The 18,104-nt window shown below is 62.8% G+C and carries 15 protein-coding genes; 2 read left to right on the top strand and 13 right to left on the bottom strand.

The features are described 5' to 3' along the window. Positions 1–2: 2 nt before the first annotated feature. From HZY77_RS08315 to alaS, 10 genes are all read right to left on the bottom strand, one after another. Positions 3–236: a hypothetical protein gene (locus tag HZY77_RS08315; RefSeq protein ID WP_296820586.1), complete on the bottom strand. Its 234-nt coding sequence runs from the start codon at positions 234–236 to the stop codon at positions 3–5. 2 nt (positions 237–238) lie between these two features. Continuing rightward, positions 239–1,444 (bottom strand): type II secretion system F family protein, encoded by a 1,206-nt coding sequence (locus HZY77_RS08310; protein WP_296820584.1) that lies wholly within the window; start codon positions 1,442–1,444, stop codon positions 239–241. Between the two features lie 605 nt (positions 1,445–2,049). Next, positions 2,050–3,747 (bottom strand): type II/IV secretion system protein, encoded by a 1,698-nt coding sequence (locus HZY77_RS08305; protein WP_296634525.1) that lies wholly within the window; start codon positions 3,745–3,747, stop codon positions 2,050–2,052. Between the two features lie 9 nt (positions 3,748–3,756). After that, on the bottom strand, positions 3,757–4,359 hold the full coding sequence (locus HZY77_RS08300; protein ID WP_296820582.1) for a tetratricopeptide repeat protein: 603 nt from the start codon (positions 4,357–4,359) through the stop codon (positions 3,757–3,759). 187 nt (positions 4,360–4,546) lie between these two features. After that, positions 4,547–4,882, bottom strand: a complete 336-nt coding sequence (locus HZY77_RS08295) for a hypothetical protein (protein WP_296820580.1) — start codon at positions 4,880–4,882, stop codon at positions 4,547–4,549. Beyond that, positions 4,879–6,642, bottom strand: coding sequence for a pilus (MSHA type) biogenesis protein MshL (gene mshL, locus HZY77_RS08290; protein ID WP_296820578.1), 1,764 nt, complete (start codon positions 6,640–6,642; stop codon positions 4,879–4,881). Before mshL ends, HZY77_RS08295 begins: the two co-directional genes overlap by 4 nt. Before the next feature lie 14 nt (positions 6,643–6,656). After that, positions 6,657–7,967 carry an AAA family ATPase gene (locus tag HZY77_RS08285; RefSeq protein WP_296820576.1) on the bottom strand — a complete coding sequence of 437 codons (1,311 nt, stop codon included), beginning with the start codon at positions 7,965–7,967 and terminating at the stop codon, positions 6,657–6,659. Between the two features lie 9 nt (positions 7,968–7,976). Further along, on the bottom strand, positions 7,977–9,383 hold the full coding sequence (locus HZY77_RS08280) for a sigma-54 dependent transcriptional regulator (RefSeq protein WP_296820574.1): 1,407 nt from the start codon (positions 9,381–9,383) through the stop codon (positions 7,977–7,979). Between the two features lie 221 nt (positions 9,384–9,604). Next, positions 9,605–11,293, bottom strand: a complete 1,689-nt coding sequence (locus HZY77_RS08275; protein ID WP_296820571.1) for a hypothetical protein — start codon at positions 11,291–11,293, stop codon at positions 9,605–9,607. 78 nt (positions 11,294–11,371) lie between these two features. Next, positions 11,372–13,990 carry an alanine--tRNA ligase gene (gene alaS / locus HZY77_RS08270; protein ID WP_296820569.1) on the bottom strand — a complete coding sequence of 873 codons (2,619 nt, stop codon included), beginning with the start codon at positions 13,988–13,990 and terminating at the stop codon, positions 11,372–11,374. Between the two features lie 88 nt (positions 13,991–14,078). Here alaS and HZY77_RS08265 point away from each other — a divergent pair, with 88 nt between their 5' ends. After that, the gene (locus tag HZY77_RS08265) at positions 14,079–14,630 is read left to right on the top strand and encodes a DUF1415 domain-containing protein (protein ID WP_296820566.1); all 552 of its coding nucleotides are present in this window, start codon (positions 14,079–14,081) and stop codon (positions 14,628–14,630) included. On the opposite strand, the gene HZY77_RS08260 is transcribed toward HZY77_RS08265, so the two are convergent. Further along, positions 14,627–14,884 (bottom strand): hypothetical protein, encoded by a 258-nt coding sequence (locus tag HZY77_RS08260; RefSeq protein WP_296820563.1) that lies wholly within the window; start codon positions 14,882–14,884, stop codon positions 14,627–14,629. The genes HZY77_RS08265 and HZY77_RS08260 overlap by 4 nt on opposite strands. A 195-nt stretch (positions 14,885–15,079) precedes the next feature. Continuing rightward, complete coding sequence (locus HZY77_RS08255; protein ID WP_296820560.1) at positions 15,080–15,772, bottom strand: MgtC/SapB family protein; 693 nt, start codon at positions 15,770–15,772, stop codon at positions 15,080–15,082. Positions 15,773–16,010: 238 nt separating this feature from the next. On the opposite strand from HZY77_RS08255, the gene HZY77_RS08250 reads away from it, so the two are divergent. Then, a complete protein-coding gene (locus HZY77_RS08250; protein WP_296820556.1) occupies positions 16,011–16,304 on the top strand; it encodes a hypothetical protein in 294 nt (97 codons plus the stop codon). Here the strand turns inward: HZY77_RS08250 and soxB are convergent. After that, positions 16,283–18,028, bottom strand: coding sequence for a thiosulfohydrolase SoxB (gene soxB, locus HZY77_RS08245; protein ID WP_296820554.1), 1,746 nt, complete (start codon positions 18,026–18,028; stop codon positions 16,283–16,285). The genes HZY77_RS08250 and soxB overlap by 22 nt on opposite strands. Between the last annotated feature and the right edge of the window lie 76 nt (positions 18,029–18,104).

Genomic DNA, 18,104 nt, shown 5'->3' with positions numbered 1-18,104 from the left:
GATCATGAAAACCGCAGTAGACCGCTCATAAATGTCGGAAGTACCGCACGGAAATTGATTTCCCTGCCTTCGATGACGTGTACCGGGAAATTGAATTCGCTACGCATCCGCTCGTACGACTGGTCATGCGCCTGCCTTTGTCGCTCGTCGTTGCAGGCAACGGCCTGCTGCCTCTTCGCTTCGCGGCAGTCACTTGCCCAGCCGCACCATCGAACGCGTTCAACTGTGGTTTCCATGATCACAGCGGCAGATTCCCGATCAGGTCGTAAATCGGCAGCAGCACCGACACCAGGATGCCGCCAAGCAGCAGGCCCAGAATGGCCGTGAGCAGCGGCTCCAGCACCCGGAGGCCGTTTTCGATCGAGTCGAGTACTTCACGGTTGTAGAAAAACGTCACGTTGTCCAGGGCCTCGTCGAGCGCGCCGGTGCTTTCGCCCACACGAAGCATGCGGATCACCAGCGGCGGAAACAACGCCAGCGACTGGAAGCTTTCCGACAACCCGCGCCCGTCGGCAATCTGCTGGGCGGCGCGGCGTATGCCGTCGGCAATCACGCGGTTGCCGGCGATCATCTCGCCGGCGCGCAGGGCGTCGAGCACAGTGACGCCCGAGCGGTACATCATTGCCAGCGTGTTGGTGAAGCGCGACAGCACGATCTTCTGCACGATCGGTCCGATGATCGGCAATCGCAGTTGGGTACGGTCCCACCATTCGCGTCCGGCTTCGCTCTTGCGCACCCATAAGGGCAGCCCGATGCCCACTGTCAATGCGAGCACCAGACCGATCAGCCAGTACGAGCGCAACGCATTCGACACCGCCATCAGGATCAGCGTCGGCAGCGGCAGCGCCACGCCCATGGTCTTGACCAGCCCCAACACCTGCGGCACCAGATAGATCAGCAGAAACAGGATGGCCGCGCCGACGACGGCCAGCACCATCGCGGGGTAGATCATCAGGCGCTTGGCCTTGGAGGCGACTTCCTCCTGCCATTTGAGCGACTCGGCCAGCCGCTCGAATACCGTGTCCAGCAGACCCGTCTGCTCGCCTGCCTTGATGCTGTGCACGAACACAGCACCGAATACCGCAGGATGCGCCGCCAGCGCCTGCGACAGGACCTTGCCGCCTTCCAGGTCTTCCAGCAGCGCGGTCAGGACATCGCGAAATCCGCGTTTCTCCATGGTGTCGCGCAGATCGCGCAAGCCTTCGAGCAAAGGGATGCCCGCGCGCGTGATGTAACGCATGTGGATGCAGAACGTCACCAGATCGCGCCGGGTCACCCGCTCGCGGCCAGTGGGGGCGTACTGGCGCGACAACTCGACCAGGGTGACGAGGTCGAGCCCCATGCGCTTCAGACGCAGCTCGAGATCGACGTCGTTGACGGCCGACAGGGTGCCCCGGACGCTACGGCCGGTCTGATCGATGGCGCGGTAGTCGAAGAAGGGCATGGTTAGGTCTTCTGCGCTTTCAGCTTGGGATGCGCAATGGCTTCGCTTTTCGCCTTTGGGCGAGTTACTTTCTTTGCTTCGCCAAAAGAAAGTAACCAAAGAAAAGCGACCCCACATCGCTGCCCTGCGGGTCCCGATTTGGCGCGCGCGGGCGGGCGCTCCACCAACTCGCCCTGGCACGGGGCACAAAACGCCCCGTGCTGCGGAGCTCGGACACGGTTCCGCTTTTCCCCGCCCACACACGCCAAATCGGCAGCGCTGAAGGGGAGCAACCCCGGGTGCCGTTTGCACGTAATGCCAACTGCTCGCCAAGCACTGGCGCTCGCATGGATGCCCTTTGTGTGTCGCCGAGAAGCGCAGCCGCCCGAGGAAAAAGGGGCTGGGTGTTTGAGCTCCGTAGCGGGGCACGTTTTGTGAGCCCTGCCAGGGCGAGTCCCAGCCCCGCCTCGGGTGGTGAGCATCGCAGGGAGCCGCAGGCCGACACACCAGGGGTGGCTTTTTCTTGGGTTGCTTTCTTTGGCCACGCAAAGAAAGTGACTCGCCCACAGGCGAAATGCGAAGCCGTCGCATGACCTCCAACACACTCGAAGCACTCAGCGCCATCCTCACACCCGCCCCGTCAAATCCACCACTCGCGAGACTTCCGACAACGAAGTCACGCCATCCAGCACGCGCTTGATGCCATCCTCGGCCAGCGGGTGGTAACCGTGTTCGAATGCGGCGCGGCGGATTTCGTGCAGCGGTGCGTGGTTGGCGACCAGTTCATCCAGCGTGGGGTCCATCCGCAACAGCTCGATCAGTGCAAGCCGGCCTTTGTAGCCCTTATGGCTGCAGGCCGGGCAGCCCACGGCGCGGTAGATCTGCGGCGGCTCGAGCGGGTCGGCGCCGAGGATGCGCGCTTCGTCCTCGTCCGGCGTGTAAGCTTCCCGGCAGTGCGGACACAGTTTGCGTACCAGACGCTGCGCAATGACGCCGATGATGTTGCCGGACAGGATGCCGGGCTGGATGCCGATGTCCATCAGGCGAGGAAACACGCCGAGCGCGGAGTTGGTGTGCAGGGTGGTGAACACCTGGTGGCCGGTCATGGCGGCGCGGAAGGCCATCTCGGCGGTGTCCTTGTCGCGGATTTCGCCGACCAGGATGATGTCGGGATCCTGCCGCATGATCGAACGGATGCCGTTGGCGAAGTCGAGTTTCAGCGTTTCGTTGACCGAGCTCTGGCGCATCAGCGTGACCGGGTATTCCACCGGGTCCTCCAGCGTCATGATGTTGACGGTCTCGTTGTTGAGATGCGACAGCATCGAGTACAGCGTGGTGGTTTTGCCCGAGCCGGTGGGTCCGGTGACGACGAGGATTCCTTCTGGCCGCGCCATCATCAGTTGCAGTTCGCGCAGCGCGTCGGGCGTGAAGCCCATGTAATCCAGCGGCATGATGGATTTTTCACGGTCGAGGATGCGCAGCACCACGTTTTCGCCGTGGATGCCGGGCTGCGAAGAGACGCGGAAATCGATCGGCCGGCCGTTCAGCGTGAGCGACATGCGGCCGTCCTGCGGCGCGCGCGTCTCCGCGATGTTCATGCCGGACAGCACCTTCAGACGCACCAGGATGCCGGGCCAGTAGGTCTTGTGCAGACTGCGGATCTGTTCCAGCACGCCGTCGATGCGGTAGCGGATGCGCAGGAAGGCATGCTCGGGCTCGAAGTGGATGTCGCTCGATTCGCGCTTCACCGCGTCGGTCAGCAGGGCGCCGACCAGCCGCACCACAGGCTGGGTGTATTCCTCGGTATCGGGGTTGAGGCTGGCGTAATCGACTTCGCCGGTTTCGATTTCGCGCAGAATGCCGTCGAGCGAGAGGTCGAAACCATAGAACTTGTCGATGCATTCGAGCAGTTGCGCTTCCGCCGCCAGCAGGGTGTCGATTTCGATCTGCCCGCCGAGCGAGGCTTTCAACTGGTCGAGCGCGACGACGTTGAACATGTCGGTGGTCGCCAGCGTCAGCACGTTGCGCGCGGCATCGTGGGCGATCGGCAACAGGTGGTGACGGCGCGCAAATTCCTCGGGCACCAGTTGCAGCGCTTCGGGGTCGGCCACGACCTGGGTGAGGTCGATGCCCTGGCTGCCGAGTGCATTGGCGAGCTGATCACGCAGCACGGCTTCGGTGATGAATCCGAGTGCAACGAGCTGACGGCCGATCGGCAGGCCCGTGGCTTTCTGCTCCTTCAGGCCGATGCGCAGCTGGTCGAGGGTGATCAGCCCCTGCGTGACCAGGGTTTCGCCCATGCGGAGTTTCTTGCGGCGCTCCATGCGGGGCCCTTATCGAAGCGACTTCAGCTGCTGCACGCGCGCTTCGGCCTGGGCGCGGTCGTAGCGGTGTGCGCCGCTGTCTGCGAGAGCTTTCTCATAATACGTCAGCGCGCTTGGGTACTGCTGCAACTGGTCGAGGCTGACGGCCAGATTGAAGGCGTAATCGGCGTTGTCGGGCGCACCCCGATAGGCCTCGAAGTAGGCAGACTGGGCGTCGTTCCAGCGCCCCTGCCCGGCGTAGAGATTGCCGAGTGTTTGGTAGAGCTGCGGGCTGGGCGCGCGTTCGATCAGCATTTTCAGCCGGCTTTCGGTCACCAGGCCGTCGGTGTTGCCCAGCAAGTCGAGCAAGGCGCCCTGGGCGGCTGCATTGCGGGGATCGATCTCGAGCACTTCGCGATACAAGCGCCGGGCATCCGCATCGCGGTTTTGCGCACTGGCGATGGCTGCGAGTCCCAGCAGCGCATCCGCCGTACGCCGGTGTGTTGCTGCCTGGGTATACAGCCGTTGCGCTTCGGTCAGTGCCCCGCGCTGGTAGGCGGCGTAGGCCTGGGTGAGCAGGGTTGTCTGGGCGTCGGGCTTGAACTGCAGTATCGCAGGCGCAGGCGCGGCCACCGTCGGTTGCGCACTGGGAGCAGGCGGAGCGCTGTGGCGGGGTGCGCGGTGACGGGAGCCGTGGCGGGTTCGGCAAGCACGGGACGGGCGGCGGCAATGGGCTCGGGACGGCGTTCGGGCGTTGCTGTCGATACGGTCGGCATCGGCTGCACCAGGGGAACCGGCTCAGCGGGTGCGACAGCGTGCGTCATGGCCGGCGGCGGCATGGTGGCCGGCGGTTGCAGGGCGAAGTAGAGGTATATCCCGTAGCCGAACGCGACGAGGACAGCCAGCAGGGCGGTGAGCGGCACCGGGAAAGCTGCGGCCAGCGCAGCCTGGGGGACGAGGTGCCGGGCACAGGTTCGCTGTTGCCGAACAGCAGGCCAGGCGGCTCGACCCATTCGCGCGCTTTCGCGGTGCCAGGGAGGGCCGGTTCCAGTTCGAGGTCGCCTTCGATCCGGCTGTCCGGATCGGACTTGTCCGATGCAAGCCGCCCAGGATGGGCGGCCTCGGCCTGTTTCAGTGCTTTGAGCAGCAGGCTCAAGGCTGGCTCCGNGCACTGTCGGGCAGCAGCCGCTGGAACGGCTGAAGCGCGTCGTTGTTCAGCGTGGGGTTGGAGACCACGGTGGGCCGCAGGAAAATCACCAGTTCGGTCTGGCTGTTGAGGCGTTCATGCTGGCCGAACAGGGCGCCGATGCCTTCGGGGCGCGACAGGCCGGGCACGCCATCGCGCGCATTGTTGCTGTCGTCCTGGATCAGGCCGCCGAGGACCACAGTCTGGCCGCTGCGTACCTGCAGCAGCGATTCCATTTCGCGCACCTGGATGACGGGAATGGAATTCTTGACGCCCGCTTTTTCAAGGTCGGGATTGGGGTCGTCCACCGATCCCACCTTGCGCGAGATGGTGGGACGCACGGTCAGCGACACCATGCCATTCTCGTTGATCTGCGGCAGCACCGACATCACCACGCCGATGGGCACGGTGTGTGCGGTGGTCGTGAACGTGGCGGGCTGGAGTACCGAACCCGTGGAGGATAACGCCCCNTGCTGCGACTGTACGGAGAAATAGACTAGGTTGTCGACCACCTTGAGCAGGGCCGTCTGGTTGTTCAGCGCCATAAGCTTGGGGCTGGACAGCACCTTGGTCTTGCCGAACGATTCCAGCAGGTCGATGGCCGCGCTGAAACCGTTGCTGCCGGTCTTGGTGTAGGTGGCCTGGATGAAAGGCGAGAGCGTCCCCGCCAGCGCATTGGTGCCAGCGCCGACGGTATTGATCGTCCAGCCGGTGGCGCCCTGCAGGGCCTTCGACCAGTCGATGCCCGCGCGGTACTGGTCCTTGAGCGTGACTTCGACGATGGTCGCCTCGATCAGCACCTGACGCTGTGCGGACTGCATGACGCGGTCCAGGTACTGCTGCACCAGTTCTTGCTGTCTGGAGGTACCCAGTACCGTCACGGTACCTGCGACCGGGTTGACCGCCACATCGTATTTGCCGTCACCCGCCGGCTGGTTGGCAAACGCGGCGGTGAACAGGTTGGCGGCGCCTGCTCCGGCCTTGCTGGCCGCTTCGGCCTGCGAAACCCGTTCGGCGCGCTCGGCCTTTTCGGCTTCCAGCCGCGCCGCGCGTTCCTCGTTGCTCTGGGTGACGGCCCGGGTGCCGGCGAGCATGGTTCGGATATTGTCGGCCAATACCGTCCACAGGTCATTGTTCGACTGGCTGGCGACGGTGGTGGTGGAGGAGTTGCCGGTGCTGGTCGAGGCGGACGTGTTGCCGGTTCCCGTGCCGATGCCGCCGCCGGTGCTGGCGATCTGCGCCGCTACGCCGACACTGGAGATCGTATTGCGGGCAACGTTGACGTAATTGACCGTATAGGTCTTGACGTAGGGNGTGTCGGGCATGATCGACACCGTTCGTCCGTTCATCTCGTAGCGCAGGTCGGCCTGCCGCGCGATGCGGTCGAGAATGGCAGGCAGCGGCTCCTGCACGGCATTGAGCGAGACGTTCCCTGAGATGCCAGGGTACAGATCGATGTTGTACTGGGTGTCGCGTGCGATGGAAAACAGCAGATCCTTCACTGGCACATCGTTGACCACGACAGTATAGGTCGGAACCGGGGCACTCAGCTTGGGCGGGGACAAGGCGGGGATGGCCTTGACGGGCGCGGGGGCGGGNCTGACAGGAACGGCTGTCGGGCTGGGACGGGTGATATGGTCGGGCGAGGTGTCGAATGCCCGCGGGGGNACGCAACCCGCCAGCACGAGGCTGGACAGCGCCAGGCCCGTCAATACGGAGCGTTTCAACACAGCGTTATTCATCCTTATCCCGTTGGCAAGACTACGCTGCGCATTTTGCCGACCGTGCGCAGAAACGGCACGCCTGTAGACGTGGCGGGCAAGGAGCGCATGACCGTCATGGCTGCGTCCCGGTTGGGNAATTCGCCCGCCAGGATCATCCAGGCGGGGGCGCCCTGGCTCAGGCCATGCAGCACCCGTACCGGCTGCGGCGTAACGGCGTTCAGATCCCTCAATAATACGGCTGCCTGCGCGGCTTCTTTAGCCGAGGCGATCTGGATTACGTGGGTGTCGGGTGCGGCGGTGACAAGCCACCGCTGGGTTTGCCGTGCCAGTTCGATCACGCGGCTGACCGGAACGGGGGCGGTCGGGCGGGGCGTGCTCGCCGCTTGGGGCGGTACGGCAGCCGGCGAGGCCGCGGGCGAGCGCGTCTGCAAGGCGACGAACGTGAGCAGACCGAGTCCGGCGGCCAGGCCGGCGCTCAGCCACGCCCAGCGCGGCAGACGTGGTGTGGGTGCGGTTTGGGCAGGGGAACGGATTTCGGCGTCGCCTGCCGCGGCGTCCAGATGTGCCGCGGTGAGCGTATGGGTTTGTCCGGCATAGGCCGCGAGCAGGGTTTTGTCGGCCAGGACGTTGATGCGGCGCGACAATCCGCCGGAAAGGCGGGTCAGCTGCGCGATCAGCGCCGCGGAAAACAGGTCGGGCCCGCGATAGCCGGCCACCGCGAGACGCGCACGCAAATACTCGGCGACTTCGGACTCGGACAGTGGGGACAGATTCAGGCTCAGGGTGATGCGGTCCTTCAGCTGGCGGATGCGCGGGTCGGCCAATTGCGCGTCGAGTTCGGGCTGGCCGAACAGGATGATCTGCAGCAGCTTGTCGGTGGCGGTTTCCAGATTGGTCAGCAGCCGTAGGAATTCCAGGTTGTCGAGCGCGATGCCTTGCGCTTCCTCGACGAACACCACCACGCGCCGGCCAGCTTCGTGGCGGGCGAGGAGTGCGGCATTGAGCTGTGTCAGCCGGGCTTGGCGGCCCTCTGCGACGGCGTCGATGCCCAGGTCGGAAAGGATGGCTGCCAGCATGTCGTCTGGCGACAGGGTGGGATTGCCGAGGTAGACGCTGTCGATGGTGTCGGGCAGCTGGGCGACCAGCTTGCGGCACAGCATGGTCTTGCCGCTGCCGACTTCACCCACGACCTTGATGATGCCTTCGCCCTGACCGATTGCGTACTGCAAGGCGGCGAGCATTTCNCCNCGCTGGCCGCCGGCATACCAGTATTCGGTATTCGGCGTGATGCGGAAGGGCGCTTCTTTCAGGCCGAAGAAGTCGAAATACACGGAGGCGGTTTATTCGGTTCCGTACGTCTGCATACGGCTGTAAAGCGTGGTGCGGTTGATGCCGAGCAGCTTGGCGGCCTGTGACAGGTTGCCGTGGGTCATGTTGAGTGCCGCCTCGACGTAGGCTTTTTCCCACTGGCGCAGGGTGACGTCGAGGTTGAAGTTGGCCAGGGTCTGCAATTGCTTGCGTGCCAATTCGATCAGCGCCTTGCTGTCGCTGGCGAGCGGAATTTCCTGCGGATAGGCCTGATCGGTGTCGAGTTCCGCTTCCAACTGCTGCGCATTGACTGCCATACCGGGATATTTGGTCGTCAGACGGATGGCGATGTTGCGCAGTTCGCGCACGTTGCCGGGGAAGTGGTAGTCCTCCCACATCTGCTGCGCGCGCGGATCGAGCGAAAACGGCTGGCTCTTGGCTTCGCGCGCGTAGAAATCGCGGAAATGATTGAGCAGCGTGAGCTTGTCCTGCCCCATTTCGCGTAGGGGCGGCACGGCGATGGAGAACACCGACAGCCGGTGGTAGAGGTCGGCGCGGAAGCGCCCGGCCTTGATCTCGGCGCGCAGGTCACGGTTGGTGGCGGTGACCACGCGGGCGTTGGAGAAGCGCGGCTGGGTTTCGCCGACGCGCTGGTATTCGCCGTTTTCCAGCACGCGCAGCAGCTTCGCCTGCAATTCCAGCGGTAGCTCGCCGATCTCGTCGAGGAACAGGGTGCCGTTCTCGGCCTCCTCGAAGTAGCCGGCGCGTGCGCTGGTGGCGCCGGTGAAGGCGCCCTTGGCGTAGCCGAACAGGGTCGGCTCGACCAGGGTCGGCGAGATCGCCGCGCAGTTGAGTGCAAGGTAGGGCTTGTGCGAGCGCGGCGACAACTGGTGCAGGCTGGAGGCGACGCGTTCCTTGCCGCTGCCGGATTCGCCCTCGATCAGCACCGGGAAGGGCGCTGCCGCGTACTGCTTGATCTGCTCGCGCAGCTTGTCCATCGCCGGGCTGTCCCCGACGATGCCCGAATCCTTGACGGGTGCGGGGGCCTTGTCGGCGCTACGCTCGGCATCCTGCACCAGCAGCGCGTTGAATAGGAGGGATTTTAGCCGTTCCGGCTCGCATGGTTTGGCGACGAAATCGATCGCGCCGAGCGCACGCGCATGGCGCGCGTTGGCCTCATCGCTCTGGCCGGAAAGGACTAGGATCTTGATACTGGGTGAGATGCTCAGCAGGTCGGCAATCAGGGCGAAGCCTTCGTCGGGCTTGTGTGGTTGCGGCGGCAGGCCCAAGTCGACCAGCGCCAGTTGCGGCGGTTCGTCCAGCTGCATCATCAGGCTTTTCACCTGCGCGCGCGATTCGGCGGCAGAAATATCGAAGTCCTTGCTCAGAACGTAGGTGAGCGTGTCGGAGATCAGCGGATCGTCATCGACGATCAGCAAGCTAGGCTTGTTGGTTTGGACCACATGTCCTCCAGGTCGATTGGTACCGAAAACACGCCTGTATCTGCGTACAGGAGAAATTGTTGCGTGCGTGTCGGATTTTCGACGATTGTGCCAGAGACCCGGTCAAAGTTAAACCAGGACGCACATTGGGGCGGCATCCGCGCACTGCACGCGAATAGACGTTAGCGGCGCGGGAAGCGGTGGACTTGAGAACGAGGCTAGCTGTTTACCGGCTCGACGACCACCCGGGTCCAGCCCTCGCTGCGTTCGATCGGGTTGCCCAAGGCGATGAACTTGCGTTCCGACGTGCCCTGGATCTGGAACACTTTGCCAAGCGCGAAATGGATCGGGTCGATGATGAGCGTCTTCTGGTCGCCATCCAGCCATAGGCTGGGATGGGGCAGGCTGGCGCTGCTATTGTCGAATCCGTTGACGGTGTAACCCGAGGTGGCGGTATCGTACAGCATGGCCAGGGTAGGTTTCTCGGCCAGGGTCTCGATGCCGACCGAGCTGGTGTCGTCGTTGAGGCGGGACAGCCGGCGCACGATACCCAGTTGCCAGTCGCGGGCATCGTGCGGCTTGACGCCGATGAGCGCCCCNACGCGCAACCAGTCCTTGTCGCGCGATTCGACGATGGCGCCATATCCGTATTCGCTTTCGTCGTTCATGACCCAACGCTCGACATCCGGCGAATGCTGGGTGACTGGCAAGGTCATTTGCGAGACGCGTTCGCGTGTGCGGTCGGTGATGAAACCGTATACCTGCACGTCGTCGGCCTCGTTGTAGTTCAGGCCCGTTCCATAGGGGGAGACGCTGGCAGGGGTGTCGGCCGCCTTGATCTGGTTGATGATGGCGCTCAGGCCGTGGGTCACGTCAACCAGGCGCTTGACCGATTTGCGCGGCGCACGGCGCTGTTCGCGCGTGGCCAGTGAAGCCCATTGGCGTTGCAGGTGTTCGAGCAACTCAAGGCTTTCGGCCGTGCGTGCGGTTTCCGTCAGGCCAAGTTGCGCCGGCGGTGTGCCAGACTGGAGTGCTGTGTACAGTTCCTGCAACTTGAGCAGCAGGTCTGCGGTGGCCCAGAAACGCAAGGGCTTGTCGGTGTCAGGCTTGCGCACGCGGCGCGGGCCGTGGTCGGCAGACAGGTCGACCACGAAATTGTCGGTGTTGACGTCGAGCCTGCGGTCCATCTTAAGCATGTCGTGCCAATTACACAGCCAGCGATCGGTCTGGTCGAGCTGGCGCGGATAGAGCGTGCCGGAATGGGCCAGACTCAGCATCAGGATATGCAGATAGGCGGTCTCGCAACTGCAGCCGGCCGTGTCCTCGGCGTAGGTCCACAGCGTCTGCCGATGAAAGCCCTCGGTTTCGGCGATGTGATACAGGTTGTGCAGTCGCAGCCAGAGTTTGTCGCCGGCAGGCAGATAGCGGATGGCACGCCATTTCAGCAGTTGGCCAAAGGTGCGGATGGCGCGCAGGGTGATCAGCGGGATCGCGTCTTCGTGCTGCACCTTGCCGGTGGTACGTGCAAGATGCAGCACGAAGGCGTGATAACCGCGCGCGACCTCCCAGTAAAGGCCATATACGGCATGCCACAGCTGGCTTTCGGCAGGGCGCGACATGCGCGGATTGCGCAGGTACTGGCGCACCAGCGTGTCCTGAAGGTCACGTGATTTTTCGTCCAGCAGCATGAAGATGGCCAGGCGATCTTTCGTGTATTGCGTCGAATTCTCGTTGAAGCGCTTGAGTGCATTGAGAATGGCTTCCTGGCATTTGAAGGCGTCGCCGATGGGCAGGTTCTCGACCCAGCGGGATGCCGCCTTGAGATTGGCCAGCGGATCGTCGTTTCGTTTACCGAACGGCGTCAGGTTGGCCAAGCGCGAAGCAAATTTATCTGCCAGTGAAGTCATGGTGTGAAAACGATCCCGATGTGACAAAGCGTACCTTGACGTACTTGGCTATGACCTCAGCAAATTCTATGCCATTCGTTAGGCCAGCTTTGTTTGAACCCAGGGCTGCACCGATGCCAGTGCAGTGGGCAGGTGCCCGGGTTCGCTGCCGCCCGCCATGGCCAGATCCGGCTTGCCGCCGCCCTTGCCGCCGACCTGGGTGGCGACGAAGTTCACCAGGTCGCCTGCTTTGATCCGGGCGGTGACGTCGGGCGTCACCGCCGCGACCAGGCTGACCTTGCCGTCGGCGACCGTGCCCAGCACCAGCGCGCAGGATTTCAGCTTGTCACGCAGCTTGTCAGCGGTTTCGCGCAACGCCTTGGCGTCGACGCCGTCGAGTTGCGCCGCCAGCACGCGCACGCCGCCGACGTCGACGGCCTGCTGCACGAGTTCGTCGCCCTGGCTTGAGGCGAGTTTCGACTTCAGGCGGTCGAGTTCCTTTTCCAGCGCGCGGCTGTGCTCCATCAGTTGCGCCACGCGCTCGGCAGCCTCGGCCGGCGTGGCCTTGACTTGTTGGGCAATGGCGCCGAGATTCTTCTCCGTTTCGCCGAGGTAGGCAAGCACACCGGTGCCGGTGGTCGCCTCGACGCGGCGGATGCCGGCTGCGACGCCAGTTTCCAGCAGGATCTTGAAGGCGCCGATGTCGCCGGTGCGCGCCACGTGGGTGCCGCCGCACAGTTCGCGCGAGCTGCCGATGTCGAGTACCCGCACCTCGTCGCCGTATTTTTCGCCGAACAACATCATGGCGCCGGTCTTCTGGGCCGCCTCGATCGGCATCACGCGTGCCTGCGTCGCGGTGTTGGCAAGGATTTCCGCGTTGACGCGCGCTTCCACCTCGCGGATCTGCGCGTCGGTCATCGGGCTCGACTGCACGAAATCGAAACGGGTCTTCTCGCTGTCAACCAGCGAGCCTTTCTGCTGCACGTGTTCACCCAGCACTTCGCGCAGCGCCTTGTGCATCAGGTGGGTGACCGAGTGGTTGCGCATGGTACGCGCGCGCGCGTCCTCGTTGACGCGGGCGAGCACGGCGTCGCCGACTGCCAGCGAGCCGGTCTTCACCACGCCGTGATGGCCGAATACCTGTGCCTGGATTTTCTGCGTGTCTTCCACTTCGAACTGGCCGTTGGTGCTTTGCAGCGTGCCACGATCGCCGACCTGGCCGCCGGATTCGGCATAGAAGGGCGTGTGGTCGAGTACGACGACGCCGAGTTCGCCCTCCTTCAGTTCGCCGACGGCGACGCCGTCCTTGTACAGCGCGAGGACGCTGCCGTCGTGCGTCAGCGTGTCGTAGCCGTGGAAGGTGGTCGCCGCGCCCGCATACTCCAGTCCGGCGCCGAGCTTGAATTTGCCGGCTGCGCGAGCCAGGTCCTTTTGTCGTTGCATGGCGGCGTCGAAGGCAGCCGTATCGACGGTCACACTTGCCTCGCGGCAGATGTCGGCGGTGAGGTCCAGAGGAAATCCATAGGTATCGTGCAGCTTGAATGCCAACTCGCCATCGAGTGTGCTACCGGCGGGCAGGTCTTTCAGCGCGGATTCAAGGATGCCCATGCCGTGCTCGATGGTTTCGAAGAAGCGCTCCTCTTCCTGGCGCAGGATGTCCATGACCCTATCCTGCGCTTTGGCCAGTTCGGGGTAGGCCGCGCCCATCGCTGCGACCAGGTCGGGCACGATGCGGTTGAAGAAGGCGGCACGCGCACCGAGCTTATAGCCATGGCGAATTGCGCGGCGGATGATGCGGCGCAGCACGTAGCCGCGGCCTTCGTTGCCGGGGATAACGCCGTCGACGATGAGGAAGGAACAGGCGCGGATGTGGTCGGCGATGACCTTGAGCGAGTTGTTGACAAGATCGCTCGTGTTCGTCTCGCGCGCGGCGGCGGCAATCAGCGCCTGGAACAGGTCGATCTCGTAGTTGGAATGCACGTGCTGCATCACGGCGGAAATGCGCTCCAGGCCCATGCCGGTGTCGACGCTGGGCTTGGGCAGCGGGTGCATGGTGCCCGATTCGTCGCGGTTGAACTGCATGAACACGTTGTTCCAGATCTCGATGTAGCGGTCGCCGTCTTCCTCGGGGCTTCCCGGAGGCCCACCATAGATGCCTTCGCCGTGGTCGTAGAAGATCTCGGTGCAGGGACCGCAGGGGCCGGTGTCGCCCATCGCCCAGAAGTTGTCGGAGGCGTAGCGGGCGCCCTTGTTGTCGCCGATGCGAACAATGCGTTCCTTCGGTACACCGATGTCGTTGTGCCAGATGTCGTACGCTTCGTCGTCCTCGGCGTAGACCGTGACCCACAGCTTCTCGGTCGGCAGCTTCAGCACCGTGGTGAGGTATTCCCAGGCGTACTTGATCGCGTCCTGCTTGAAGTAGTCGCCGAAGCTGAAGTTGCCCAGCATCTCGAAGAAGGTGTGGTGGCGTGCGGTATAGCCGACGTTCTCCAGGTCGTTGTGCTTGCCGCCGGCGCGCACGCAGCGCTGCGACGACACCGCGCGGCTATAGCTGCGCTTGTCCTGCCCGGTGAACACGTCCTTGAACTGCACCATGCCGGCGTTGGTGAACAGCAGGGTGGGGTCGTTGCCCGGCACCAGCGGGCTGGAGGGGACGATGGTGTGGCCCTTGGAGGCGAAGAAATCGAGGAAGCTTTGGCGGATGGCGCTGCTTTTCATGGTTTTGGTGGCGTCGTGCATGAACGTCGAACAATAAAGCATTGTATCCGTTAAAGTTCCGCCCTTACAGGCTGTGGAGGCAGGGAACATGGACGACGAGGCGGTCGTCGCGGCGACGCGACAGTGGATCGAGAAGGCGGTGATCGGGCTGAACCTGTGCCCGTTCGCCAAGGCGGTCTACGTCAAGAATCAGGTGCGCTACGTGGTGAGCCGGGCACCGCATCTGGACGGCCTGCTGGAAGACCTCGACCGCGAGCTGGACTTTCTGGCCGCCGCCGATCCCGATGAAATCGACACGACGCTGCTAATTCACCCCACGCTATTGTCGGATTTCCTCGATTTCAACGATTTCATGCAACTGGCCGAGGCGGCGGTGGGCGAGCACGGGCTGGACGGCGTGATCCAAATCGCCAGCTTCCACCCGCACTTCCAGTTCGAGGGCACGGATGTCGACGACATCGGCAACTACACCAACCGGGCGCCGTATCCCACCCTGCACCTGCTGCGCGAGGCGAGCATAGAACGTGCGGTGGCGGCGTTCCCCGAAGCGGAAACGATCTACGAACGCAATATCGAGACGCTCAAGACGCTAGGACATGCGGGATGGGCCGCCCTGTGGGCGACGCCTCCAAGAGCCTAGCTGCCGCAACCACCGCAACAACTTCCGTTCGCATGCGGGGACTGCTTTTCTTCGACGAGCACACCGGCTCCGGCAAGCGCCGCCGCCAATTGGGCGCGTGTCGTCGTTTTGTCGTCAATGTGTGCATACAGGCGTGCCGGGCCATCGAGAAATGACACGTCGTGCACGCCGGGCACGGTTTTCAGGATTGCGCCAGCCCGTTCAGCTGCTTCGGTGCTGACAGAGCCGACAATATGGAGCGTTTCAGTTTTCATGGTGCTCTTTCACAGAAGAAATTGGATTCGACCGGCCTTGCATACCCCATAGCGGAGCCGCTGTCGCATGGCCCGCAGCCTCTCCGGCAATTGGGGTAAAAATATACATTTCAAATGAATGTTATGTAAAGGGGAAAATTCGTCGGGTAACGCGACAATGAAATACCGAAGGAAATGGCGTGGATCCGCGGGCCGCTAATCGCCCGTAGGGGAAATACGGAAGGCACGCACATTTTCCATATTACGTAATGCCGCCGCGAACGTAGAGATATTGTCCGGATTGATCGTTCTGATAACCATCCGATATTCGAACCAGAAGCCGTCATCGGAAAGCCGGTAGCTCATGTTGGCTATAGTAAAGCCGCTGCTCGTTACGAATTGCTTCAGTTCCTGCTCCGGCATTGCATTGCCCCTGTCGAATCGGACAAAGTGATGCGCATAGAAATGGGAGGGTAATTTGGCTTCAACCCAACGGAAGAGGGAGAGGGTTCCTACTGTCAGCGCCGTACCGAGCACGGCGGGAAAATAGAATCCGATGCCAATCAGAATGCCGATGGCGGCTGTAATCCAGATTGAAGCTGCCGTGGTCAGGCCGCGAACGGAAAGCCCTTCCTTGAAGATCACGCCCGCACCCAAAAAGCCGATGCCGGTCATGATGCCCTGGGCCATACGGGTCGGATCCGTGCGGACTGTGTCAAGCGGCACGCCGGGCAACCACTTCAATTGATAAAGCGTAATCAGCATGAGCAGACTTGATGCGAGACATACGAGCGCATGCGTGCGGAAACCGGCCGGCCTGCCATGAAAGCTTCTCTCCAGCCCGATAACGCCTCCGGCGAAGAGTGCACCCAGAAGATGAATGGTAATGGTCTGCGAATCAGCGTCCATTGCGTGGCCTTGTAATCGTGGATGTCGTCGCGTGTTTTTTGACGATGGCTCATTGATTACGATAGTAAAAATTACATTTTTGTGACGATGGAGGCGTGATACACCCTGGGTTCATGAGCCCTGATGGCGGGCCAAGGCAGGTTGGTATGCGGTTGAGGCGGGCCGATTAGGTCTTAGCACCCATTGTCGCCGCCGGGACGCGCCACTAAGGTGTCCGCTTTCAAAGACAGGATGCACTATGTCAAACCAAACCCGCATGCTTGAACTGCGCCAGGCGCTGTCGCGCGTCATTGTCGGCCAGGACGTCCTGCTCGACCGGCTGGTGATCGGCCTGCTCGCAGACGGCCATGTGCTGGTCGAAGGCCTGCCGGGGCTGGCCAAGACGACGGCGGTGAAGACGCTCGCCGCCGCATCATCGCCATGCGGCAGGCCGCGCGATCGGGTTGCCATGAATTCATGGCGTTTGCCAAATAAAAGGGGCTTGCGCCCTTTTTATCGTGCCTCGTCGAGTCAGGAAACGCCACCTGTGTAGTCGGCGATACCCGGATTGGATTTGCCGACGCCGACGATTTTNGGCTCGTTCAGCTTCAGGCCCTTGATGACCTTCTTGTCGCGCAGGTAGGTGGCGACGACCTCCCAGATCGGTTCGCCGGCGACACCTTCACCGACCGGCGCCCAGCCGGCAACCTTGTAGGTCTTGTGAGCATCGACCGGCTTGCCCTTGATGCGCATGTCGGTGATGCGTTTGCCGATCGTCGCGTTCGGATTGACGGTGTATTCGATGCCGCCCACGCGCACCATGTCGCCACCTTGCTGGTAATAGGGGTCGGCGTTGAACAGGTTGTCGCAGACGTCTTCCATGATGGTCTTGATCATCTCGCCACTCATGTTGGTCAGCGTGGTCTGCGGATAGGTGATCGCGGTCTGGTCCATCAGGCGTTCCATCGTGATGTCCTCGCCCGGCAGCAGGGTAGTGCCCCAGCGGAAACCGGGCGAGAAGGCGGCATCTGCACCTTTCACGTCCATCAGCGCGTCGACCAGCAACTGGTCCCAGGTACCGTTGAAGTTGCCGCGGCGATACAGGAAATCGTCGGAGACGGCGAGTTTCTCGTTCAGCTTCTTCTCGTAGGGCGCGCGCACCTTCTTGATATAGGCGTCCATCGCCGGATCGGCCGGCAGCAGGTTGGAGAACACCGGCAGCAGGCGGTACTTGAAGCTTTCCACGCGCTTGCCCTTGACTTCGAAGTCCATCACGCCGAGGAACTTGCCGTTGGAGCCGGCATTGGTCACCAGGGTGATGCCCTTGGCGTTCTTGACCTTGACCGGCTGCGGTACGCCGTCGTGCGTATGGCCGCCGAAGATGGCGTCGACGCCGGTGACGCGGCTGGCCATCTTGAGGTCGACGTCCATGCCGTTGTGCGACAGCACCACGACCACCTGCGCGCCTTTGGCGCGTGCCTCGTCCACCCATTTCTGCATGCTGTCGTCGCGGATGCCGAAGCTCCAGTCGGGGACCATGTAGCGCGGGTTGGCGATCGGCGTGTAGGGGAAGGCCTGGCCGATGACGGCGATCTTCACGCCATTCTGTTCCTTCATGACGTAGGGCTTGAACACCTGGTCGCCGAAATCGTTGGTGACGATGTTTTGCGCGACGAACTCGATGCCGGCCTTCTTGAAGTCCTTGTTGACGATTTCCACCACGCGGTCGGCGCCGAAGGTCGATTCCCAGTGCGGTGTCATGATGTCCACGCCCAGCGCGATACAGGCGTCGACCATGTCCTGGGCATCGGTCCACAGCGACGTGGCCGAACCCTGCCAGGTATCGCCGCCGTCGAGCAGCAACGCGCCCGGGCGTTGCGCACGCAGCTTGTCAACCAGGGTTTTCAGGTGGGCGAAACCGCCGACCTTGCCGTAGACCTTGGCGGCTTCGGTGAAGTCGAGATAGGTGAAGGCGTGGGCCTCGGCGCTGCCGGGCTTGATGCCGTAGTGCTTCAGCAGATTCTGGCCGACCAGATGAGGGGCCTTGCCGAGCGCACTGCCGACGCCCAGGTTGACGTTGGGTTCACGGAACCAGATGGGCAGCAGCTGGGCATGGCAGTCGGTGAAATGCAGCAACGAAACGTTGCCGTGACGCGGTACATCGTAGAAATTGGACGGCACCTTGCCGCCCGCCAGTGCGGACTTGCTGTCCAGTGCCATGCCGGACGCAGCGGCGACAGCGAGTAGTTGCAGGAACTCGCGACGGTTCATGTGCATGGAATTTTCCTCAGGAATGTCAGGGGTGAAAGGGGATGTGGTTCGTATTGTCGGTTTACGCGCGCTATCCGTAAAT

It is taken from the genome of Thiobacillus sp., assembly GCF_013693775.1.
In the GTDB taxonomy this organism is placed as follows: domain Bacteria; phylum Pseudomonadota; class Gammaproteobacteria; order Burkholderiales; family Thiobacillaceae; genus Thiobacillus.
The sequence above is the reverse complement of the archived record's forward strand: the minus strand, read 5'-3'. Positions and strand labels throughout refer to the sequence as shown.